The organism is Streptomyces albus subsp. albus, from assembly GCF_000719865.1.
Lineage (GTDB): Bacteria > Actinomycetota > Actinomycetes > Streptomycetales > Streptomycetaceae > Streptomyces > Streptomyces albus_E.
In genome coordinates this window covers 228,809-250,147 of sequence record NZ_JOID01000016.1, presented here as the reverse complement: position 1 = coordinate 250,147, position 21,339 = coordinate 228,809, and the positions used below count along the sequence as shown (strand labels likewise).

General features: G+C 73.2%; 20 protein-coding genes. 12 read left to right on the top strand and 8 right to left on the bottom strand.

Annotated elements, in window-relative coordinates; genetic code table 11:
- The first annotated feature begins 445 nt into the window (after positions 1 to 445).
- Entirely contained in the window at positions 446 to 1,285 is an 840-nt protein-coding gene (locus IF83_RS0118475) for a nitroreductase/quinone reductase family protein (RefSeq protein WP_030545480.1), read from the top strand.
- Positions 1,286 to 1,371: 86 nt separating this feature from the next.
- Here the strand turns inward: IF83_RS0118475 and IF83_RS31260 are convergent, their stop codons facing one another.
- From IF83_RS31260 to IF83_RS0118455, 3 genes are all read right to left on the bottom strand, one after another.
- Positions 1,372 to 3,489, bottom strand: a complete 2,118-nt coding sequence (locus tag IF83_RS31260) for a SpoIIE family protein phosphatase (protein ID WP_078843590.1) — start codon at positions 3,487 to 3,489, stop codon at positions 1,372 to 1,374.
- On the bottom strand, positions 3,486 to 4,688 hold the full coding sequence (locus IF83_RS0118460) for an acyl-CoA dehydrogenase family protein (RefSeq protein ID WP_051722897.1): 1,203 nt from the start codon (positions 4,686 to 4,688) through the stop codon (positions 3,486 to 3,488). The genes IF83_RS31260 and IF83_RS0118460 overlap by 4 nt, the downstream gene beginning before the upstream one ends.
- A gap of 115 nt (positions 4,689 to 4,803) precedes the next feature.
- The gene (locus IF83_RS0118455; protein WP_051722926.1) at positions 4,804 to 5,352 is read right to left on the bottom strand and encodes a hypothetical protein; all 549 of its coding nucleotides are present in this window, start codon (positions 5,350 to 5,352) and stop codon (positions 4,804 to 4,806) included.
- A 496-nt stretch (positions 5,353 to 5,848) separates the two neighbouring features.
- Between IF83_RS0118455 and IF83_RS0118450 the strand changes: the two genes are divergently transcribed.
- The 5 genes from IF83_RS0118450 (at position 5,849) to IF83_RS31255 (ending at position 10,716) form a co-directional block, all read left to right on the top strand.
- Positions 5,849 to 6,622, top strand: a complete 774-nt coding sequence (locus IF83_RS0118450) for an IclR family transcriptional regulator (RefSeq protein ID WP_030545472.1) — start codon at positions 5,849 to 5,851, stop codon at positions 6,620 to 6,622.
- Complete coding sequence (locus IF83_RS0118445; protein ID WP_037680375.1) at positions 6,619 to 7,494, top strand: SMP-30/gluconolactonase/LRE family protein; 876 nt, start codon at positions 6,619 to 6,621, stop codon at positions 7,492 to 7,494. The genes IF83_RS0118450 and IF83_RS0118445 overlap by 4 nt, the downstream gene beginning before the upstream one ends.
- A 184-nt stretch (positions 7,495 to 7,678) precedes the next feature.
- Positions 7,679 to 8,242 carry a Uma2 family endonuclease gene (locus tag IF83_RS0118440; protein ID WP_030545468.1) on the top strand — a complete coding sequence of 188 codons (564 nt, stop codon included), beginning with the start codon at positions 7,679 to 7,681 and terminating at the stop codon, positions 8,240 to 8,242.
- Between the two features lie 152 nt (positions 8,243 to 8,394).
- Positions 8,395 to 8,700 (top strand): helix-turn-helix domain-containing protein, encoded by a 306-nt coding sequence (locus IF83_RS0118435; RefSeq protein WP_051722896.1) that lies wholly within the window; start codon positions 8,395 to 8,397, stop codon positions 8,698 to 8,700.
- 78 nt (positions 8,701 to 8,778) lie between these two features.
- Positions 8,779 to 10,716, top strand: a complete 1,938-nt coding sequence (locus tag IF83_RS31255; RefSeq protein WP_051722895.1) for a serine/threonine-protein kinase — start codon at positions 8,779 to 8,781, stop codon at positions 10,714 to 10,716.
- Between the two features lie 291 nt (positions 10,717 to 11,007).
- On the opposite strand, the gene IF83_RS0118425 is transcribed toward IF83_RS31255, so the two are convergent.
- The 3 genes from IF83_RS0118425 to IF83_RS0118415 all read right to left on the bottom strand — a co-directional run bounded on the left by IF83_RS0118425 (position 11,008) and on the right by IF83_RS0118415 (position 13,307).
- Complete coding sequence (locus tag IF83_RS0118425) at positions 11,008 to 12,261, bottom strand: RNA polymerase sigma factor (protein WP_030545457.1); 1,254 nt, start codon at positions 12,259 to 12,261, stop codon at positions 11,008 to 11,010.
- An 8-nt stretch (positions 12,262 to 12,269) separates the two neighbouring features.
- A complete protein-coding gene (locus IF83_RS0118420) occupies positions 12,270 to 12,677 on the bottom strand; it encodes a YciI family protein (RefSeq protein WP_030545455.1) in 408 nt (135 codons plus the stop codon).
- Between the two features lie 201 nt (positions 12,678 to 12,878).
- The gene (locus tag IF83_RS0118415; RefSeq protein WP_394297343.1) at positions 12,879 to 13,307 is read right to left on the bottom strand and encodes an HXXEE domain-containing protein; all 429 of its coding nucleotides are present in this window, start codon (positions 13,305 to 13,307) and stop codon (positions 12,879 to 12,881) included.
- Between the two features lie 267 nt (positions 13,308 to 13,574).
- On the opposite strand from IF83_RS0118415, the gene IF83_RS33785 reads away from it, so the two are divergent.
- Positions 13,575 to 14,048, top strand: a complete 474-nt coding sequence (locus IF83_RS33785; protein WP_158711063.1) for a hypothetical protein — start codon at positions 13,575 to 13,577, stop codon at positions 14,046 to 14,048.
- 715 nt (positions 14,049 to 14,763) lie between these two features.
- Here the strand turns inward: IF83_RS33785 and IF83_RS0118400 are convergent.
- Complete coding sequence (locus IF83_RS0118400; RefSeq protein ID WP_030545448.1) at positions 14,764 to 15,207, bottom strand: MarR family winged helix-turn-helix transcriptional regulator; 444 nt, start codon at positions 15,205 to 15,207, stop codon at positions 14,764 to 14,766.
- 109 nt (positions 15,208 to 15,316) lie between these two features.
- On the opposite strand from IF83_RS0118400, the gene IF83_RS0118395 reads away from it, so the two are divergent.
- The 3 genes from IF83_RS0118395 (at position 15,317) to IF83_RS0118385 (ending at position 18,088) form a co-directional block, all read left to right on the top strand.
- On the top strand, positions 15,317 to 16,390 hold the full coding sequence (locus IF83_RS0118395) for an NADP-dependent oxidoreductase (protein ID WP_051722893.1): 1,074 nt from the start codon (positions 15,317 to 15,319) through the stop codon (positions 16,388 to 16,390).
- A gap of 162 nt (positions 16,391 to 16,552) precedes the next feature.
- Positions 16,553 to 16,984 carry an organic hydroperoxide resistance protein gene (locus IF83_RS0118390; RefSeq protein WP_030545444.1) on the top strand — a complete coding sequence of 144 codons (432 nt, stop codon included), beginning with the start codon at positions 16,553 to 16,555 and terminating at the stop codon, positions 16,982 to 16,984.
- A gap of 237 nt (positions 16,985 to 17,221) precedes the next feature.
- A complete protein-coding gene (locus IF83_RS0118385; RefSeq protein ID WP_030545442.1) occupies positions 17,222 to 18,088 on the top strand; it encodes an EI24 domain-containing protein in 867 nt (288 codons plus the stop codon).
- A gap of 226 nt (positions 18,089 to 18,314) precedes the next feature.
- On the opposite strand, the gene IF83_RS30375 is transcribed toward IF83_RS0118385, so the two are convergent.
- Entirely contained in the window at positions 18,315 to 18,542 is a 228-nt protein-coding gene (locus tag IF83_RS30375) for a hypothetical protein (protein ID WP_037680372.1), read from the bottom strand.
- Between the two features lie 488 nt (positions 18,543 to 19,030).
- Here IF83_RS30375 and IF83_RS0118375 point away from each other — a divergent pair, with 488 nt between their 5' ends.
- Both IF83_RS0118375 and IF83_RS0118370 read left to right on the top strand, forming a co-directional pair.
- On the top strand, positions 19,031 to 20,377 hold the full coding sequence (locus tag IF83_RS0118375) for an extracellular solute-binding protein (protein ID WP_030545440.1): 1,347 nt from the start codon (positions 19,031 to 19,033) through the stop codon (positions 20,375 to 20,377).
- Positions 20,374 to 21,336 carry a carbohydrate ABC transporter permease gene (locus IF83_RS0118370; RefSeq protein ID WP_030545438.1) on the top strand — a complete coding sequence of 321 codons (963 nt, stop codon included), beginning with the start codon at positions 20,374 to 20,376 and terminating at the stop codon, positions 21,334 to 21,336. The genes IF83_RS0118375 and IF83_RS0118370 overlap by 4 nt, the downstream gene beginning before the upstream one ends.
- Positions 21,337 to 21,339: the final 3 nt, after the last annotated feature.

Here is a 21,339-nt window from a genome sequence, read left to right as displayed (position 1 = left end):
CACGAGTGAGGCGCCCGGCCGCGAGGTGAGACCGGGGCGGGCCAGGGGCCCGCCGCCCGCTCCCGCCCGGCGGCCGCCGCGCACCAGCGCACACCGCGTAGGACGAGCGCATACCGCCTGCGAGCGCATGCCACGTTCCGCGCCCGCCGAGCACCGGCGTCGGTACGCGCGTTCCGCGCCGCCGCCCGCTTCTCCGCACCGTCCGAACGGTGCGCCCTCCCGCCCTTCGAGCGCCCCGCCGTGCCGCACGGCGGCCGCGCCCTCGCCGGGAGGCCCCGCCGCCTGCCCGTACGGCCGGGCGGCCTCCACCGCTCACTCTTCACCACCCACACGAACTCACCCGGCGCGTTCGCCCCGCCCGCCGGCGCCGGACGCACACCGATGCGTCCCGCCCGCCGACGGCCCGGCCCGGACGCCCGCCGGAGAACCGGAGACACACCACAGCATGCCGAACGACTTCAACCAGCGGATCATCGAGGAGTTCCGCGCCAACGGCGGCCGCGTCGGCGGCCCGTTCGAGGGCGCCCGGCTCATCCTGCTGACCACCACCGGCGCACGGACCGGCAAGCCGCACACCACCCCGCTGGGCTGCCTGCCCGACGGCGAGCGCACGCTGGTCATCGCCTCGGCCGGCGGCTCGCCGAAGCACCCGGACTGGTACCGCAACGTGCTGGCGCAGCCCCGCGTCACCGTCGAGGACGGCGTCTTCACCTACGAAGCGGAGGCGGCCGTCCTGGAGGGCGCCGAACGGGACCGGCTCTTCGCCCGGGCCGCCGAGGCCGAACCGGGCTGGGCCGACTACCAGGCCCGGGCGGGACGCACCCTGCCGGTCGTCGCCCTGACCGCCGTCCCCGGTCCGCCGCGCACGAAGGCGTCCTCCATGGGCGCGGCCCTCAAGCTCATCCACGACGCGTTCCGCCGTGAACTCGCCGTGATCCGCGAGGAGCTGGCCGGCTCGGGGCCCGGCGCCCTCGGCGCACAGCTCCGCGTCAACTGCCTGACGTTCTGCCAGAACCTGCACGGCCACCACACCAAGGAGGACGCCGGGATGCTCCCGGCCATCGCCGCGCAGCAGCCGGAGCTGGCCCCGGTGGTGGAGCGTCTGCACCGGGAACACGAGCGGATCGCGGCGCTCCTGGAAGCCCTCCGGGGTCTCGTCTCCGCCGGGGACACGGACCCGGCGGCGCTCCTCCCCGAGTTCGACCGCCTCACCGCGGAACTCGAAGGCCATCTGGACTACGAGGAGGAGCACTTGATCCCCGTCCTCGACGCCGTGCCCGCCTGACCCGGCACCCCGGGCCACCGGCCGCCCGGCCCGCCGGGGGAGCGGCTGTGCCGCCCGCTCGCCCGGCGCCCGGCCGGGCCGGGCCCTCAGCCCTCCGAAGCCTGCGAAGCCGCCGAAGCCGCCGAAGCCGCCGGACCGGCGGGCGGCAGGGCTGTCAGGGCCAGGACGGCCAGGTCGTCGCGCAGCCGCTCGCCCCACCAGTGGTGGGCGTCGTCCATCAGGGCCGCGGTGATGTGGTCGGCGGGGCGGGCGGTGCCGGGCGGGGGCGCGTGCTTGGCGACGACGGCGGCGAGGTCCTCGGGCTCCCGCTGGTGGTACGACCCGGCGCCCTCGGTGAAGCCGTCGGTGTAGAGGACGAGGGTGTCGCCCGGCAGCAGGTCGGTCTCCGTCACCGGGTGGTGCACCCGGCCGAGGGCGCCCAGCAGCGGGCCGTGCACGTCGAGGACGGTCGTGCCGCCGTTCGCCCGGCGCAGCAGCGGGGCGGGGTGGCCCGCCGAGGCGAGGTGGAGGCGGGTGGGCGTCACGGTGGTGTCGACGACGACGTAGGCGAGGGTGCAGAAGGGGGTCTTCTGGCGGCGCAGCGCCCGGTCGACGAGGTCGAGGACGTGCGCCGGGTCCGGGGTGTGCTGGGCCGCGGCCCACAGGGTGTGCCGCACCAGACCGGTGATGGCGGCCGCGGCCGGCCCCTTGCCGCAGACGTCGCCGAGCACCAGGACGTGCCGGCCGTCGCCCGCGGTGAAGGCGTCGTAGAAGTCGCCGCCGATGTGCAGTCCGCTGCCGTGGGGGTGGTAGCGGGCGGCGAGGTCGAATCCGGGCAGCGCCGGCAGGCTGGGCGGCAGCAGCGGGTGTTCCAGCGCTTCGGTGGTGGCGCGCAGCCGGTGCAGCAGGCGGTCCTGCTGGATGCCCACGGCCATCTGGTCGGCGATCCCCTCCAGGGTGCCAGAGGCGGCGGAGGACAGCGGGACGGAGCTGCCGACGGCGAGGACGCCCAGCAACTCCCCGCCGGAGACCAGGGGATAGCCCACGCAGACGGTGGAGTCCTCGCCGGGGACCTCGTCGCGGGCCGGGCGGCGCCCGGCGGCGACGCGTTCCATCAGCTCCCGGCGGACCCGGACGTGCGCCGGGGTCGGGCCGTCGGCCGGACCGTCGGCGCACACCGTATGGTCCAGCCCGTCACCGGGCATCCGTACCGCCCAGACGCAGGCGAAGACGGCCGACAGCCGGTGCACCGCCGCCTGGACGCTGCGCTCCAGCCGGTCCGGCAGCGGGCCGGGTGCGGTCATGGCCGCGGCGACCTCGGCGCTGAGCAGGGCGTGACTCGTCCGCTCGGCGAGCTGGCGCTGGGCGCGCAGCCGGTCGGTGATGTCCTCCACGAGCAGCAGCCGGCGCTCCCGCCCCTCGGGGTCGAGGACCCGCTGCGGGGCCAGCCGCAGCGCCTGCGTCGTCCCGTCCGGGCGGAGCCGTTCGAAGACGGCGCCCGGGTCACCGGCCGGATCGCCGCCCGGGCCGTCGCCCGTACCGCCGCCGTGCCCTCCGCCGGACGAGGCCAGATGCTCCTCCAGCGGCGCGCGGACGGACTCCGGGAACAGGCCGGTGAGCGGCCGGCCGAGGGACTCGGGCTCGCCGAGGCCGAGGATGTCGGCCGCCTTGTTGTTCCAGGCGGCCAGGGCCCCGGCGGCGTCCAGCATCAGCGCGCCGACCGGCGCCTGGGTGAGGAACTCGCCGAACAGGTGGTCCCCGAGCTGCCGGCTGATCGCCGTGCCGGCGCCGAGGCGGTACTGGGCCGCGGCCCGCACCGTCGCGTAGGTGCGGTGCCGGCCGAGCGCCGTCATCATCTCGCGGGCCACCCCGGGCAACCGGTCCGCCTGTGAGTCGGGGAGGTGGCGCGCCCGGTCGGCGGCGAACAGCAGGGGCAGCGCGGCCAGTTCGCCCTCGGTGGCGGGCGTGGAGACGGCGATCACCACGAGGTCCGCGGGGTGCGGGCGCACGGCGTGGACGAGGCCGAACGGAGCCGGCAGCTCCCGGCCGAGCACCACCAGGGTGGGGCGGCGCTCGCCCCGCACCCCCCGGGTGTGGTCCACGAGCTGTTCCGGCGGGACGAAGAGCACGTCGGCTCCGGGCCCGAGCGCCGCCTGCAGGGCCGACACGGCGCCGGGGAGCACGCCGACGAGGAGGACGCGGGGCCTGTCCGGGGGCACCGTCATCCCTCCAGCAGTGGTTCGTCGAGCAGGGCGCGGCCCGTCCAGATGCGCAGCACATCGGTGGCCGGGGACATCACATGGGCCGCGCGGGCGTCGCGCAGCATCCGGTGCAGGGCCGAGTCCTGGCCGTAGCCGATGCCGCCCACCAGGGTCAGAGCGTCGTTGACCACGCGCTCCGCCGCCTCGGCGACCTCCGCCTTGGCGGACGCCAGCCCCATCAGCGCCTCCGCGCCGCCGGCCTCCGCCTCCACGGCCGCGTGGAAGATCAGCCGCCGGGTGCGCTCCACCCGCGCCCACATCGAGCCGAGCTTGTGCTGGACGACCGGCTGCGAGGCCAGGGCCCGGTCGGAGTGGGCGTGCCGGCGCCGCAGCAGATGGGCGCGGGCCTCCTCCAGGGCGGCGGCCGCGACGCCCAGGTAGGTGCCGGCCATGGCCATCAGGAAGTACGGGGCGATGACGTTGAAGACGTACCAGATCTGGTCGCCCTCCTCGCCGAGGAGGCAGGACTGCGGGATGTCCGTGCCGCGCAGCTCCAGGGAGCGCGAGGAGTTGCCGCGCATGCCGAACCCCCGCCAGGGCTCTCCCCACACCTGCCCCGGCGCGTCGGCGTCGAGCACCGTGCAGGAGAACAGGCCCGGCGGGATGCCGGGATCGGCCGCCACCGCGGAGAGCACGTAGGAGTCCGCGTGCGCGGCGTTGGTGACGAAACTCTTGGTGCCGGTCAGCCGCAGCCGGCCGGGACGGCTGTGCTCCATCCGCGTCTGCGGCAGCCAGAACTCACCGCCGGTGGCCGGCTCGGACAGCGCGAGCGTCGTCAGATGCTCCCCGGCGGCGATCGGCCGCAGATACCGCTCCTGCTGGTCCGGGGTGGCCTTGGCGGCGATCACCGCGGATCCGGCCAGATGCATCCCGAAGCAGATGGACGTCGAGGCGCAGGCCCGGCCCGTCACCTCGCCGACCTGCGCCACGGCCAGCAGGCCGTGCCCCATCCCGCCGAACCGCTCGGGCACCACCAGCCCGCCCAGCCGCTTCCGCAGCGCGGCCATGCCCTCCCGCGGCCACTCCTGCCCGGCGTCGACCGCCGCCGCCCTCGGGGCCAGCACCTCGTCCGCGGCCTCGCGTGCCAGGGCCACTACCTTGCCCAGCTCGATCCGCGCCACCGCTGCACCGCTTCCTTCGTACGGAACCCGGTCGAAGGTCATCGGCGGGTGATTCCGGCTGTCGAACCACCGACTGTCCGCCGTGTGCCGCCGCGGAGTCAAATCGCACGGGAGGGCGAGCCTCCGCGGCGGCCGCAACGGCCGCTTCCGGGCCCGCTCAGTGCTCCGGCAGGCGCTGGAGCAGGCCCCAGGTGAACTCCGCGATCACCCGGCGCCGTTCACCCGTCGTCCCGTCGGGGGCCGTGAACGCCAGCCGCCAGCGGGTCGGGGCCGAGCCCTCCATGGGCGTGACCGGGGCGAAGGCGCGGGCCACCTCGTCGACCGTGCAGCTCCAGGGACGCAGATCACCGAGCGTACGGAGGACGGGGCCGGGGGCGCCCGGGGCGCGGACAAGCCACTCGTTCCACACCTGCCCGCCCGGCGCCGCCAGCACCTCGAACCGCAGATCGGGCCAGAGCGGCACCGGCCAGCGCAGGGCCTCGCACTCCAGATCGCCGATCCGGCGCGGGGCGCGGGACTCCGGCGGGCCGAGCACCGAGCGGTAGCGCGCCAGGGCGCCGCGGGCGCGGGGCGAGCGCACCATCGCCTGCCAGCGGCGGTTGGCCTCGCGCATCACGGCCCGGCTCTCGCCCAGCTCCCGCAGGGCGTCCTCGACGAGGCCGGGCTGGTGGTCGGCCATCCGCCGGAGCAGCACGAGCTGGAACATCCGGGGGCCGAACCGCGGCGGGGGAGGGGCGTCACCGGGGACCACGGGCTCGCCGGGCTCGCCGGGCCCGGTGGCGTCGCCGGGGTGCCCGGGGCTGTCGCCGGGCCCGGTGGCGCCGGGGGATGGTTCGGGGCGGCTCATGGCTCCATCGTCGCGCAGGACCGGGACACCGAGCGGCCGGCCGGGGTCCGGTGGGGCGGCACCGCCGCCGTCTCGCCCGGCGCACGGGCCGTGCGAGCGCCCGCCGCACACAGGAGGCCCGGAGAGCCGCGAGGACGCCACGACGGCGCACGACAGCGCGCAGCGGTGCGCGACGCGCACAGCGATGCAGGGCGGTGACCGATGGCGACCGACGGCGACGATCAGGCATATTGCCGCCCGAACCCCCCGCGGTTAGGCTGATGTTCGCCATACCGGTCAACGGCCGGAGTTTCGAACGCCGATGCCGGTGGAAGCGCCGGTGGAGCGACTGCCGGAAGTAGGTGAGTGAGCGGCCATGGGACGCCTCGTACCCGCCGTGACCCGAGCCCTGGACATCCTGGAGCTCTTCCTCGAAGGAGACGGTACGCTCTCCGCCCCCGAGATCACGCGCAAGCTGCAACTGCCGCGCACCACCGTGCACGAGCTGGTCACCACCCTCGCCGCCCGCAACTACCTCGTGGCCGTCCCCGGCCAGCCCGGCCGCTACCGGCTCGGCGTCCGCCCGTACCAGCTCGGCAGCCGCTACGCCGAGCAGCTCGACCTCGCCGCCGAGGGCCTGCAGGTGGCCCGGGGCGTGGCCGAGACCTGCGACGAGACCGTGCACGTCGCGATCCTGGAGGGCACCGACGTCATCTACATCGCGAAGGTGGACAGCACCCACGCCGTCCGCATGGTCTCCGCCGCCGGCCGCCGGCTCCCCGCCCACTGCACCTCCGTCGGCAAGATGCTGCTCGCCTCGCTCTCCCCGGCCGAGCTGGAGAACCTCTTCCCCGACGGCAGCACGCTGACCGCGATGACGGACAACAGCATCACCTCGCCCGCCGCGCTGCGCCGCCAGCTCGCCGCGATCCGGGAGAGCGGGATCGCCGTGGAGCACCGGGAGTCCAACCCGGACGTGAGCTGCGTGGCCGCGCCGGTGCGGGACTCGGCCGGCACGGTCGTCGCGGCGCTCTCCATCTCCGTACCGATGATCCGCTGGAGCGAGGAGCGCCACGCGGAGCTGGCGGAGCTCGCCGCCAAGGGCGCGGCCGAACTGTCGGGCCGCCTCGGCTACCGTGGCCGCTCATGAGCACAGCGACTCCCGGCCGCACGGCCCGGCTCCCGCGCCCGGAGGTGGCCGTCCGCGCGACCGCCGAACTCGGCGAGGGGCCGACCTGGGACCCGGCGACGGGCCGGCTGATCTGGATCGACATCCTCTCCTCCCGCGTCCACGGCTACGACCCGGCCACCGGCCGCCGCACGGTCTTCACCACCGAACAGCACGTCGGCGCGGTGAAGCCGCGCGCGGGCGGCGGCCTGGTGCTCAACCTCCGCGACGGCGTGGCCCTGCTCTCCCCGGAGGGCGCCTTCTCCTGGCTGCACCACGACCCGGTGCCGAACCGCCGGGGCAACGACGCGGCCGTCGCGCCGGACGGCTCGCTCTGGGCGGGCACCATGACGTACGACGAGACGCCCGGCGGCGGCAGCCTCACCCGCATCGCTCCCGACGGCACGGCGGTGGAGGTGCTGCCGGACCCCACCGTCAGCAACGGCACCGGCTGGAGCCCGGACGGACGGCTGATGTACTACGCCGACTCCCCGACCCGCCGCGTCGACGTCTTCGACGTCGACGGCCAGGGCATCCGGGGCCGCCGCACCCTCGCGGAGATCGAGGAGGGCGCGGGCTACCCGGACGGGCTGTGTGTGGACGCCGAGGGCTGCGTATGGGTGGCCCTGTGGGACGGCGGCGCGATCCGCCGCTACACCCCCGACGGCCGCCTGGACCGCACCCTTCCGCTCCCCGTCCGCCGCCCCACGGCCTGCGCTTTCGGCGGCCCGGACCTCACGGACCTGTACATCACCACGGCCCGCGTCGGCCACCGCCCCCACCCCTTGTCCGGCTCCCTCCTCGTCCTCCCGAACGCGGGCCGGGGCCTCCCGCAACCGCCGTTCGCGGGCTGACGGGGGCTTCGGCGGGAGCGGTGGGCTCCCGGAGCGTGGCGGACGGCTGCGCGGCACGTATGTCCGAGAGCTCACCCCGGGGTGGGGGAAGCCGGTGTCAGCAGGTGGGAGCGCCCGTATGCTGGCGACGTACCGCCCGTCGAGGTCACACCGCGACTGCCGGTCGGACGAGGAGGTGAAAGGGATGAGCGTCGCCATCGATCACACCGGGCCCTGGACCGTCGCCGACGTCCTGGCTCTGCCCGAAGACCGCGCCACCCGCTACGAGCTGCTGGGGGAGTCCCTCGTGATGTCCCCCGCGCCCGGCATCCGCCACCAGCGGGCCTCGTTCCGCCTCCACGCCGCCCTGGACACGGCGGCCCGAGCGGCCGAGGCGCCGGTCGAAGTGCTGGAGGCCATCAACGTCATCCTGCCGTCGGGTCTGGTGGTGCCCGACCTGGTGGTGACCGACGCCGGCGCGACCGCCGAGGACGGCGTCAGCGTCGAGGCCGATGCCGTGCGGCTCGTGGTCGAGTTGGTCTCTCCGGGCAACCGCACCGTGGACCGCAAGTTCAAGCCGATGCTCTACGCCGAGGCCGCGATCCCGCACTTCTGGCGACTCGAGTTCGACCCGGCCCCCATGCTCGTCGTGTACGAACTGACGGGCGGCCGCTACACGGAGCGGGCGACCGCTCCCGCGGGCACGACCACCCACCTGGACGCCCCGTTCCCCTTCGCCATCGACCCGGCCGACCTCCCCCGGCAGTAGGGCGCTGACGAGCCGTTTGCCATCGCCGGACAGCAGGCCACGCCGGTGCACCCACGCGCGCCCAGAACGGACGCCGGGGCTGGGCCGGTCCGCTTGTGGTCCGCCCCCGACCCTTCCGGCATCGTCCGTGACCACGACATGGAGGCAGGCCGGTGAACCACACCCAGTGGAAGACCTGGCGGACCAGGAAGCTGCTGGAGGAAACAGTCGAAGAATCCCCCGCCTACGTCGAAGCCGGCCATGCGTTCGCGCTGGGGCAGGCGGTCTACGACCGGCGGAGCGAACTCGGCTGGTCCCAGGCAGAGTTGGCCCGGCGTGCAGGAATGATCCAGTCGCAGGTCTCCGGCATGGAGGGCGGCGACTCCGTACCGCCCCGGCCGCTGCTGAGCCGCCTCGCCAAGGCGCTGGGCGCGCCGCTCGGGCACGAGTGGGGTGCTGGTGGAGACCGGCCCCTATAGCACCAACCTTCCGCCTCCGGACCGACTCCCGGCAAAATCCCGCAGCTCACATGCCGCCGTGCAAGGATCGCGCACGGCTTGATCAGGAGCGACGGGGGCGGGAAGACGATGGATCAGCTGGGCCCCGACGACCCCGTACGCATCGGGCCGTACCGTCTGCTGTCACGGCTTGGCGCGGGCGGCATGGGCCGGGTGTATCTCGCCCGTGCGGGGGAGGGCGGGGCGGACGCGGCCACTGTGGCGGTGAAGCTGGTCCGCATGGATGTCCCGGACTCCGCCACACAGGAGGCATTCCGGCGGCGCTTCGCCCGCGAGGTGGCCGCCGCGCGCCGTGTGAGCGGCGAGTGGACCGCACGCGTCCTGGACGCCGACACCGATGCCGACGTGCCATGGGTGGCCACGGAATACGTACCGGGCCCCACGCTCCGGGCTGTCGTGCGGGGCGACTTCGGTCCGCTCCCCTCCGCCTCGGCGCACGTCCTCGCCAACCGGCTGGCGCTCGCCCTGGACGCCATCCACGATGCCGGACTCGTGCACCGGGACCTCAAGCCGTCCAACATCCTGCTCACCGTCGACAGCCCCCGCGTCATCGACTTCGGCATCGCCCGCGCCGTGGACGCGTCCCTGGACAGCACTATCACCCGCACCGGCTCCGTCGTCGGGACACCGGAGTTCATGTCCCCGGAGCAGGCCAGGGGTGAGCGCGTCACCACCGCCTCCGACATCTTCTCGCTGGGCAGCGTGCTCGCGTACGCCGCCACCGGGCGCTCTCCCTTCCAGGGCGATGGCCGCGGAGCCCACGCGCTCATGTTCCGTATCGCCTACGAGGAGCCGGAACTGACCGGCTTGCCCGAGGCGATCAGGGAGCTCGTACAGCACTGCCTGGCCAAGGACCCGCACGACCGGCCGACCATCCCGGAGATCCTGGACGACACCCGCCGGGCCCCGGCCGGCGCCTGGCTGCCGGCAGATCTGCTGATCCGTCTCGACCGGATGGCCGCACGCCCTCTGCCGGAGGTCCCGCACTCGGCGGACTCATCGCCACCCCGGTCCGGCTGCGAGCACGACTTCCCGGACTTCCCGGACTTGCCGCAGGCGACCGCGCCGGCCCGCCGCCGTGATCCGCTCGACGCTCCGGAGGCGGGTATCACCCCGCCGGCGATCCGGCGGACTCCGCCCACGCGGTCGGTGCTCGTTCGGCGGAGGCTCGCGGCAACGCTGGTGACGGTGGCCGGTGTGCTGTCGTTGGCCATCGCGGGGACGGTGGCGGGGACAGCCTTGGGGGACTGGGACGGCAATGCGGCGGGCGCCTTGGAAGGAGAGGCCCGGTCAACCCCGAGGAGCGGAAACGCAATCCTTGACCGGGGAGGCGGGTGGTGGGTCAACCTGAGGACAACATACGCGGGCCGGAAGCCGTTCCTCCTGCATCTCACACTGCAGCGCCGCAAGGCCTCCACCTACATCACGGTCACCGCGAACGTCGTCTGCATGGGCTCGTTCGGCGAAGTCCAGCCTGCCAAGGCGCACCTGCGACTTGCGCGTCCCACAATCCAGAAGACCTTGCCCGAAGGACTACCGGAGGGGAGCTGTCCCCGGCTCGAGCCTTTACGTGTCAGCGCAGGGACCACGCAAGAAACGTTGTCCTGGCATCACTCCGACAATGGATACGTCAGGCTTGCGAAAGCTTCCCCGGTCGGTGACCGCATCGCGGAAGACTTCGTCGGCACCCGTCAAGCAGAGGGCTGGGCCGTGACCGTACACACCGGGATCACCGGCTCGGCCGCCGTCACCGGCACCGGCGACTTCTCGGGACGGCACTGTGAATGGTCGGCGGTGGTCCTCTTTGCCGAGTCCAAGTACCTGCAGACCTCTCCGGCCAGTATCGACCCGGGCCGGTCCGATCCCGGCTGCAAGGCTCCCCGGGGCCCGCTGTCCTACCCTCCGCATCACACGCTGCGGCTCACCGAAGCTGACGGGCACAAGGAACTGAGCAGGTCGGGGGGACGCCCTGCTTGACGGTCGGCCTCGAAGCGAAGCCCGCTCCCACCCTGCCGCCGCTCCCGGCACACGCACAGGACAGAGCACTGACTGGCCAGGGCCTTTTCACCTGCACTGCGGCGTGCGGGTCTCGACAGGCTCCGCGCCCCCGGTACGCAGGCCGTCGCCGCTGAGCCACTCCGCCAGCAATGCGTAGTCCAGCAGCCGCCTGACCCGCCTCTTCCGGGGTGAGGCGATTGCTCCAGCCACACGGGACCGCGCAGCCCTGCGGGGAACTGCGATGAGGGTCCTGTCGCGTCGCCGCCGGCCTCACCCCCGTGCGTTGAGGCGGGCGGCCTGGCGGGTGAGGTGGTCGCGTTCGGCGAGGTTGGGGGCCTGGCGGGACGCCTCGGCGTACAGCCGTGCCGCCGTCGGCAGGTCCCCGTCGCGCTCGTGGAGGTACGCCGCCACCGCGGTGTAGCGGGGGATGGGCTGTCCCCTGCCCGGCGAGCCCGGAGTCTTCGACGATCTCGAAGAGTTCGGGGAGCCCGGGGAGCCCGGGAGGCCCGGAGCGGAGGCGTCCAGTGCCGCGAGGGCCGCCAGGCCGGCGCGCGGGCCGTCGGCCTCGCCGACGGCCACCGCCCGGTTGAGCCGGACGACCGGGCTGTCGGTCAGGCGCACCAGCTCGTCGTACCACTCGACGATCTGCACCCAGTCCGTCTCCCCGGCCGTGGGCGCATCGGCGTGGAGGGCGGCGATGGCGGCCTGGGCCTGGTACTCGCCCAGCCGGTCGCGGGCGAGGGCCGCCTGCAGGATGCCGATGCCCTCGGCGATGGTCGCGGTGTCCCAGCGGCCGCGGTCCTGTTCGGCGAGCGGTACCAGGCTGCCGTCGGGCGCGGTCCGGGCGGCGCGCCGGGCGTGGTGGAGCAGCATGAGGGCGAGCAGCCCCGCCACCTCGGGATGGTCGATCACGGCGGCGAGCTGCCGGGTGAGGCGGATGGCCTCGGCGGCGAGGTCGACGTCGCCGGAGTAGCCCTCGTTGAAGACGAGGTAGAGGACGCGCAGCACGGTGGCGACGTCGCCGGGCCGGTCGAACCGCACGCCGGAGACGGTGCGCTTGGCCCGGCTGATGCGCTGCGCCATGGTCGCCTCGGGCACCAGGTAGGCCCGGGCGATCTGCCGGGTGGTGAGCCCGCCGACGGCGCGCAGGGTGAGCGCGACGGCCGAGGACGGTGTCAGCGACGGGTGGGCGCACAGGAAGTAGAGCTGGAGCGTGTCGTCCGCCGCGGGCGCGGGGCCGGGCGCCGGCTCCTGGTCGAGGAGGTCCTCGCGCCGGCGGCGGGCGGCCTCCGCCCGGGTCGCGTCGAGGAACCGGCGCCAGGCCACGGTGACCAGCCAGCCCTTGAGGTCCCGCACGGCCCCGCCCCCGGCCGAAGAGCTGGGGGAGGGGCCGTGCGGCCGGGTGCGGAGCGCCTCGACCAGCGCGTCCTGCACGGCGTCCTCGGCCGCCGCGAAGCCGGCTCCGCGGCGGACGAGGATCGTGATCACGCCGGGTATGAGGCTCCGGAGGAGCTTCTCGTCCACTTCGGAGGTCACTCCGTGATGGTGGGCGGCGCGGTCAGGAACGGGCGCAGCTCCAGCCACTCGTGGATCGGCTTGCCGCCCTCGCCGGGGGCGGCCGACAGTTCCCCGGCCAGCTCGACGGCGCGGTCGTAGCTGTCGACGTCGATCACCATCCAGCCGGCGATGAGGTCCTTGGTCTCGGCGAACGGGCCGTCGGTGACCGGCGGGCGGCCCTCGCCGTCGTACCGGACCCACGCCCCTTCGGGGGCGAGCGCCTGGCCGTCGACGAACTCGCCGGTCTTCTCCAGCCGGTCCGCGAAGTCCTGCATGTACCGCATGTGGGCCGAGATCTCCTCCTGGGTCCACTGGTCCATGGGCACGTCGTTGACCGGGGCCGGAGCGCCTCGGTAGTGCTTCAGCAGCAGGTACTTGGCCATGATGTCTCTCCTCGGTGCCGGCGCGGCCCCTTCTGGCCGCTTTCACTACGGGGACGGAGCCGGTCCCGGGTTCTCGACATCACCGGCCGATTTTTTTCTGAGCCGTGCGGACGAGCCCGGAAGAGCCGGCCGCTGCCGATCCTGAAAGGTCCCGCCCCGCCCCGCGCCCACGCCACGCCGGGGACCCGGACGGCGGGGCCGTCACCGGGCCCGCTGACGGCCCCCGCCCAGGGACCTCCGCCCGCCGCGGACCCGCCGCGCGACGGCGTGCGACGCGCCGACGGCCGCCGCGGCGAGCGCCAGGCCCCGCACCGCGTCGGACGCTCGTGTGGGCCGGAGCACTCCCGCCCGGCGGAGCCTGCCGCGGCCCCAGAGGCCGAAGCCGTTGAGAGTGCTCTGGTAGAAGGCCGAGCGGCCGCCGGTGCGGTACCCGTCGGCGGCAGCGGCGGTGATCAGCACGCCCATGGCGGCGACGGCCGTCGCGAACTCTCGCTCATCGATGGTCTCGAGGCGCCGCCACAGCCGTTCCGGAACCTGCGGAAGCCGCTTCCGCAGTTCCGGCACCCGGGCGCGGAGCCGGCGCGGCGTGACGGCCACCTCCTCCGCGTCGTGCAGAACCCACGCCGCCAACAACCCCAATGTCACTGCGACGTCCGCCCGTTGGACCTCTCCGGCGTTCTCATGCCCTGTCATGGGACGGAAGTCTCACACGGCCCGTGTTCCGCCAGGCCCCGTCAGGGCTCCAGGCCCAGCATGCGTAGGGGTCCGTCAGCTTGCTGAGGGACCAGGTCAGGAGCACTCTTCGCGTTTCTGATCACCCACCGGACGCCCTGCTGCGTGAAAGCGCGAGGCCAGGGAGTGCGTAAACCATAAATGCGGAGGATTTGTGATTAAGCGTTGAAGCTCACGCCTGTTGGTCAAGTACGGGCAATCATCGAGAACATGAAGAAGCCTTTTACTGTCGCCTGCATCATCCTGGCCACCATCGCCTTAGCCTCACCTGTCGAGGCAGCCCCCAGGGAGACCCCGGCACTGGCATGCTCGCTGGGCACGGTCGATCTCAAGAACCCCCCACTCGGCTACCCCATCGAGAAGATCGAAGAGGTGGCAAAGCGACTGGGGCTGGCGGGAATGCCCACCGGCCTCGGCCTGGGCTGCGACAAGGCCGTACGGACCACCCCGTACACCGGCATCTACCCCTACCCCATGAACGGCCCGGTCGTGCTCCGTGCCAGCGAAACCGCTCGGACCCAGCTGTACTGCACCAACTCGGTCGCCGTTTTCGGCAAGATCCTCGACACCGTGCCGGTGGAGACGCTCGTGGTGATCGGATCGGGCTGCGTCAAGGAAGCGAACCCGATCATCGTTTAGCAAGCGTCCGCGCCCGGGATCAGAGATGTCACCAGGCGTCGCCGCCAGCTCAAAGGCAGTATGGCGAGGGCCCGGCCAGATGGCCGGGCCCCGTTCGTTCCTCGTCGGTCCCGGAATCCCAGCTCGGGCACCAGGCGCCGTAGGCTTGTCGCCGCTGCTCAAAAGCTCGGTCCACGGCGAGACAAGAAGCAGCTCCGCGCTGCTCTCACCGCAGCCGTCGGGCTCGTAGACCAGGACGCCGAAGCCGTGGCCGAGGTACCGAACCTGCGCGTCTTCCGGCGGACGCTGCGGGACGCACGGGTGCAGCCACGAGAGCGTCGCGCTCAACTCCGGGCCTCCCGACCGCTGGTCATGCTCTTGGAGCGGACGAACCCGACGAGCCGGTCTTCATCAAGAGGCGGGGCCATCCGCGCTGTGTGTACAACGCGAGGAATCCCCCCGGTCGCGTGCTCATCGTGGGCAGCGCCGTAATTGCGGTCGGGGGCATGTGCCACCTCTTCGACAGCTCGTAGTGGAGCGAGGGCGAGATCGGGGACGCCGTTCACGTTGCCGCTGAACGCCTGGAAGCCCAGCCACAGGTCCTGCGGGGACACATCGGCTACGAGGACCCGCATGCGCCGCACTACGTCATCGCCCCCCTTCGGGCGGGCGCTGCAGCCGGTCTTCGAGAGTGGAAGTGGAGATCCGGGGATTCCTGCTCGGGTTCCCGGACCCGTCAGGGCTCCACGCCCAGCATCCGTCGCAGGAGGTCGCGGAGGAGGGTGCGCTGGTCGGCCGTGAGGGCGGCTAGGGGCTCGCGGGCGAAGTCGAGGGAGTCGCGGAGGCGGCGGGCGGTGGCGCGGCCCTCGGCGGTGGTGGCGGCCAGCTTGACGCGGCGGTCGTCCGGGTCGGGGCGCCGCTCGACGAGGCCGCGGGCCTCCAGGCGGTCGACGATGCCGGTGACGTTGGACGGCTCGCACTTCAGCCGCTGCGCGATCCGGCGCATCGGCAGCGGTTCCAGGGAGAGAAGGCCCAGCAGTCGCGCCTGCGCGCCCGTGAGGTGGTGCTCGGCCGCCGCGTCCTCGTACTCCTCGTGGTAACGGGCCACGACGGCGGCGATGAGCTCGACGACCTCAAGGGTCAGGGGGTCCGTGGTGCGTGGGGCTGGGGCTGGGTCCATGGAACCAGGGTAACGATTTACTTGACAATCTGAAATATTTGGCAGCATGGTTGTTTCAGGTAATGAAATATTTGCCGCGTGCAGCGTGGCCCGAGGAGGAACGCCCCCCATGCCGGAACAGCCCGAGCAGCCCGCACAGTCCGCGCAGCCTGAGCAGCCCGTATCGTCCGGACTGCCGCAGACCGGCCGCGCCTGGCATCTCGTCGCCCGGCCGACCGGCACGCCGGTCCCGGAGGACTTCGCCCTGCGGGAGATCCCCGTCGCGGAGCCCGGCCCCGGCGAGATCCTCGTCCGCAATCTGCATCTGTCGGTCGACCCGTACATGCGCGGCCGCATGAACGACGTCAAGTCGTATGTCCCGCCCTTCCGGCTGGACGCGCCCATGGACGGCGGCGCCGTCGGCGAGGTCCTCGCCTCGCGGGCGGACGGCTTCGCCGTGGGCGACCACGTGCTGCACGGGCTCGGCTGGCGCGAGTACGCCGTCGTGAAGGCTGAGCACGCCACCGCGGTGGACCCGGCGCTCGCCCCGCTCTCCGCCTACCTCGGTGTGCTCGGGATGCCGGGCCTCACCGCCTACGCCGGGCTGCTGGAGGTCGCCTCCTTCCGCGAGGGCGACGCGGTCTTCGTCTCCGGCGCGGCGGGTGCCGTCGGCAGCCTCGTCGGCCAGATCGCCCGGCTGAAGGGCGCCTCCCGCGTCATCGGCAGCGCCGGCTCGGACGAGAAGGTGCGGGCCCTCACCGAGGAGCACGGCTTCCACGCCGCGTTCAACTACAAGAACGGCCCGGTGGCGGAGCAGCTCAGGGAAGCGGCGCCGGACGGCATCGACGTCTACTTCGACAACGTCGGCGGCGAGCACCTGGAGGCGGCGATCGGCTCCCTCAACGTCCACGGCCGCGTCACGGTCTGCGGAATGATCTCCCAGTACAACGCCACCGAGCCCTCGCCCGCCCCGCGCAACCTCGCCCTGGTCATCGGCAAGCGGCTCCGCGTGCAGGGGATGCTCGTGAGCGACCACCAGGCGCTGCAGCCGCGGTTCGTCGAAGAGGTGAGCGGCTGGATCCGGTCCGGCGACCTCACCTACCGCGAGACCGTCGTGCACGGCATCGACCACGCCGCCGACGCCTTCCTGGGCATGCTGCGCGGCGAGAACACCGGAAAGATGATCGTCAGCCTCGACGGCTGACATCCTTCCCTCCGCCCTTCCCTCTGCCCCCCACGCACCATCCCCCGCGTACCGCCGAGCGCATGGCCTCGGCCGGTTGACACACCGCCGGCCGCGGCGGCGCCGGTGCGCGGCAGCACCGTCCGAGAGCGCACACCGTGTGCGCACCACAGGAGGATTCACATGTCCGTCCAGTCCGTTGACGTTCTGTACACCGCGATAGCCACCGCCGAGGGCGGCCGAGACGGCCGGGTCGCCTCCGACGACGGCAAGCTCGACGTGGTCGTCAACCCGCCCAAGGAGCTGGGCGGCAGCGGTGCCGGCACCAACCCCGAGCAGCTCTTCGCCGCCGGGTTCAGCGCCTGCTTCCAGAGCGCGCTGGGCGTGGTGGCCCGGCAGCGGAAGGCCGACATCACCGGCTCGCGGGTCACGGCGAAGGTCGGCATCGGCAAGACCGAGGCGGGCGGCTTCGGCCTGGAGGTCGAGCTGGCCGTCTCCATCCCCGGCGCGGACGAGGCGACGGTCCGCGAACTGACCGAGGCCGCGCACCAGGTGTGCCCCTACTCCAACGCCACCCGCGGCAACATCAAGGTCGACCTGAGCGTCGTCGCCTGAGACCCGGCCGAGTGACGGCCGGGCATGCTCACCGCCCGGGGTGACCGCCGCCCGGCCACCTCGCCCCGTTGCCGCCGTACGGGCCGGGCCCGTCGCGGTCCGGGTCCGGCATCCCGCCGCCCGGGCCCCCGGTACCGCCGTCGCGTACCGCCGTGCGGCCCCGCCCCCGTCCCCGTCCCCGCTCCCGTTCCACGGGCGGGGCCGGGGGCGGCGCGGGGCCCGGATAGGCTTCCGTCCATGCGTGATCTCGGGGCGGGTTTCGGTTACTTGGTCAAAGGGCAGCGCTGGGTGGGCCGGCGCGGCAGCCGGATGAGGACGGGGCTGCTGCTGCCCCCGCTCATCACCCTGGCGCTGTACGCGGCGGCGCTGGTCGCCCTCGGCTTCTGGGCCGGCGACATCACCGCCTGGGCCACCCCGTTCGCCGACGACTGGGACTCGCCCTGGCAGGGCCTGCTTCGCGGCACCCTCACCGCGCTGCTCTTCGTCGGCGGGCTGTTCTTCGCCGTGGTGACGTTCGCCGCGGTGACCCTCCTCGTCGGTCAGCCGTTCTACGAGAACCTGGCCGAGCAGGTGGACGAGTCCGAGGGCGGCGCCCCGGCCGGGCCGGAACTGCCGCTCTGGCGTGAGCTGCTGATCTCGGCCTGGGACAGCCTGCGGGTGCTCTTCTGGGCCGCCCTCTTCGGGGTGTCCCTGTTCGTGTTGGGCTTCGTGCCCGTCGTCGGGCAGACCGTCGTCCCCGTCGTCGGCCTCTGCGTCTCCGGGTTCTTCCTCGCCGTCGAGCTGGCCGGTGTGGCGCTCGTGCGCCGCGGGGTGCCGCTCAAGGAGCGGTTCCGCCTGCTGCGCGGGCGGTTGATGCTCACCCTCGGTTTCGGTGTGCCGCTGGCGCTGGCCTTCCTCGTCCCGTTCGTCGCCGTCTTCCTGATGCCGGGCGCGGTGGCGGGGGCGACCCTCCTCGCCCGCGAGCTGGTGCTGCCGGTGGCGGAGCCGCCGGGTGCCGGTGACGGGGGCGGGTACGGGACGCCGGGTACGGCGGACGCGGCCGGGCCCGGGCCCGCGGCCTCGCCGTGGCCCCCGGCAGCGCCGCCCGCGCCGCCGGCCGGCTGAGCGCGGGACCGGAGGGCCGGAGAGGCCGGGGGTCTCGGACAGGGACAGGAGCGGGAGCGGAGCGCGCGCCGGCTACGGCGCACGCGAACGGGTCCAGGCCCGTGGCGCCGCCGTTGCCCCCGGCCGGCTGAGCCGGGAGCCCGGGAGCCCGGGAGCCCGGGAGCACGGGAGGCCGGGAGGCTGGGAGGCCGAGCCCGGTTCTGCTCCCGGTTCCCGGGGCGGAGCCTCAGCTCCCTGGCCCGTGCGAGCCGAACTTGCGTCCGGGCCTGCCCACGTTGGCGGTGAAGGCCCGGACGTCCCCGCGCATGCCCCGGGCGCGCAGCAGGGCCTGCTGCTCGATCATCAGTCCGTCGACGTTCTCCGTGTACCGGCCGCGATCGCGCCGGAGTAGCACGACCGTGCACCACACCGCGACGCCGACCAGGCCGGCCAGAAGCCAGATGAACCCGCCCATGCTTTCCCTCTCCCCGTTCGCACACCGTGGCGCGACGCTCGGCGGCGCCCCGGCGGGCCGGGCACCGTGGCCCGCCCACCGTCAAAAATACGGTGAACGGCGCGAGTTCGGCAGAGGTCGCGCGGCCTGACGCACCGAGACCGTTCCGGTCGGGGCCTTCTCCCTCGCCGGGCCGGGGCGTGCGGCACGGAACGGAACGGCACGGAACCGCTGCCGGCAGCGGCCCGAATCGGCCGCCGACGTGCGCGCAGCATGCGGGCCGCACCCCCCACCGCACCCCCTTCCACCCCATCTCCCGCGCTGGGGAGCCGAGTTGGCGCGCCGCCGACATCGCCGTATCTCTGCGCGAAGCGTTGACGGGGCATTCTTTCGAATCTATCTTGCCGTTCGAAGTTACGGGCGCCATTCGACATGTCGAACATATCGGGTGGCGTCAGCCCTCCTCGCACGCCCTGAGCATCCCGAAGACGTAGGGATACCCGCCTCTCATGCAGCAGAGTTCACGAACTTCACGGAGCCGCAGAAGCGTGCTCACCGGCCTCGGTGCCCTCGCCGCGGCCGGCACCCTGGGGACCGTCTCCACCGGCTGCGCGGCCCCCTCGGCCGCCGGAGCCGACCGCACCCGCCTCCGTTTCTGGCATCTCTTCGGCGGGGGTGACGGCGTCAACATGCAGACCATGCTGGACGCCTACCGCGCCGAGCACCCCCGCATCGGACTGGAGTCCGCCACCCTCCAGTGGGGGGCGCCGTACTACACCAAACTCGGCATGGCCGGGGCCGGCGGACGCGCTCCCGAGGTGGCCGCCCTCCACCTCACCCGCCTCCCCGGCTTCGCCCCCGGCCGCCTCCTCGACCCCTTCGACCTGGACCTCCTCGCCGAACACGGCGTCCGCCCCACGGACTTCCCCGAGCACATCTGGCGCCGCGGGACCGTGGACGGCGAGCAGTACGCCGTCCCGCTCGACACCCACCCCCTGGTGCTCTTCTACAACACCGAGATCTGCAAGAAGACCGGACTGCTGGGGGACGACGGCAAGCTCCGGCCGATCAGCGGCGCCCGGGAGTTCACCGAGGTCCTGCGCGCCGTCAAGAAGACCACCGGCGGCCCCGCCATCGCCATGGAGACCATGGGCGCCGACACCGTCGGCCCGTGGCGGCTCTTCGCCGCCTTCTACTCCCAGACCGGCGGCACCGTCCTCGACGACACCGGTACCCGGATCACCATCGACGACGCCAAGGCCCTGCGGGTCCTGGAGTGGATGCGCTCCCTCGTCGACGAGGGGCTGGCCATCCGCCGGGTCGACTACCAGGGCGGCGTCGGCGCCTTCAACACCCGGCGGACCGCCTTCCTCATCAACGGCGAGTGGGAGGTCAGCACCTTCCTCACCACGAAGATCCCCTTCTCCATGACCCGGATACCGGACCTCTTCGGCCGGGCCTCCACCTTCGCCGACTGCCACACCTTCGTCCTCCCGCACCAGGCCGGCCGCGGCGGCGCGAGCAACGAGGCCGCCCACGCCTTCGTCGCCTGGTTGCTCAAACACACCGTGGAGTGGGCCAAGGGCGGCCACGTCCCCGCCTATCTGCCCACCCTGGAGAAACCCGAGTACCTGGAACTCACACCGCAGTCCGAGTACCGCTCCGTGCTGGACGACGTGGCGCTCGACCCGCCCGCCTGGTTCGCCGGCTCCGCCTCCTCCATGCAGATCGAGCTCGGCGCCGTCTTCTCCGGCGTGCTCACCGGCTCCCGCAGCCCGCGTAACGGCCTCGCCGAGGCGAAGAGACGCCTGCGGAAACTCCTCGACACCCCGAACCCCTTCGGAGGCGCGGCATGACCACCACCTCCGCCGTACCGCCCGCCGCGCCCGCCGCCGGGGCCCGGGCCGGGACCACGGGCTCCGTACGCTCCGTCCGCCACAAGTGGACCGAGCACGGGCTGCTCTTCACCGCGCCGTTCCTGATCGTCTACGCCCTCTTCCTGGTCTGGCCGCTGCTCTACGGCATCAAGATGAGCCTCGGCGACGACAACATCGCCGGCACCGAGTCGGAGTTCGTCGGGCTGGACAACTACGCCGAGGCGCTGACCGACCCGAACGTCTGGTCCTCCCTCTGGAACACCCTCTGGTTCACCGCCCTCAGCACCGTCCCGCTCGTCGTGCTGGGACTCGTCCTCGCGCTGCTGGCCCACGAGCTGCGGGTGGTGCAGTGGCTGTGGCGGCTCTCCTGGTTCGCGCCCTTCCTGCTGCCCTCGGGCGTCGTCTGCCTGCTCTGGCTGTGGATGATCTACCCGTCCGACTTCGGCCTGGCCGACCTGCTGCTGGGCGCCGCCGGGCTCGACCCGGACATCGGCTGGCTCAGCGACACCCGCTACGCGATGCTCTCCATCGTCCTCACCACCGTGTGGTGGACGGTCGGCTTCAACTTCCTGCTCTACCTGGCCGGACTCCAGTCCATCCCGCAACACCTCTACGAGGCCGCCGAGATCGACGGCGCCGGCCCCTGGCACCGGCTGTGGCACATCACCCTGCCGAGCCTGCGCCGCACCACCTTCGTCGTGCTGGTGCTCCAGCTGCTGGCCTCGCTCAAGATCTTCGACCAGGTCTACATCATGACCGGCGGCGGGCCCGACGAGTCCACCCGGCCGATCCTCCAGTACGTCTACCAGGCCGGCTTCACCGGCTACCGGATCGGCTACGCCTCCGCCGTCTCCTACGTCTTCTTCGCCCTGATCGTCGTCGTCTCGCTGGTCCAGCTGCGGCTGTCCCGGCGCGCCAGTGAGGAGAGTGACCGGTGAGCG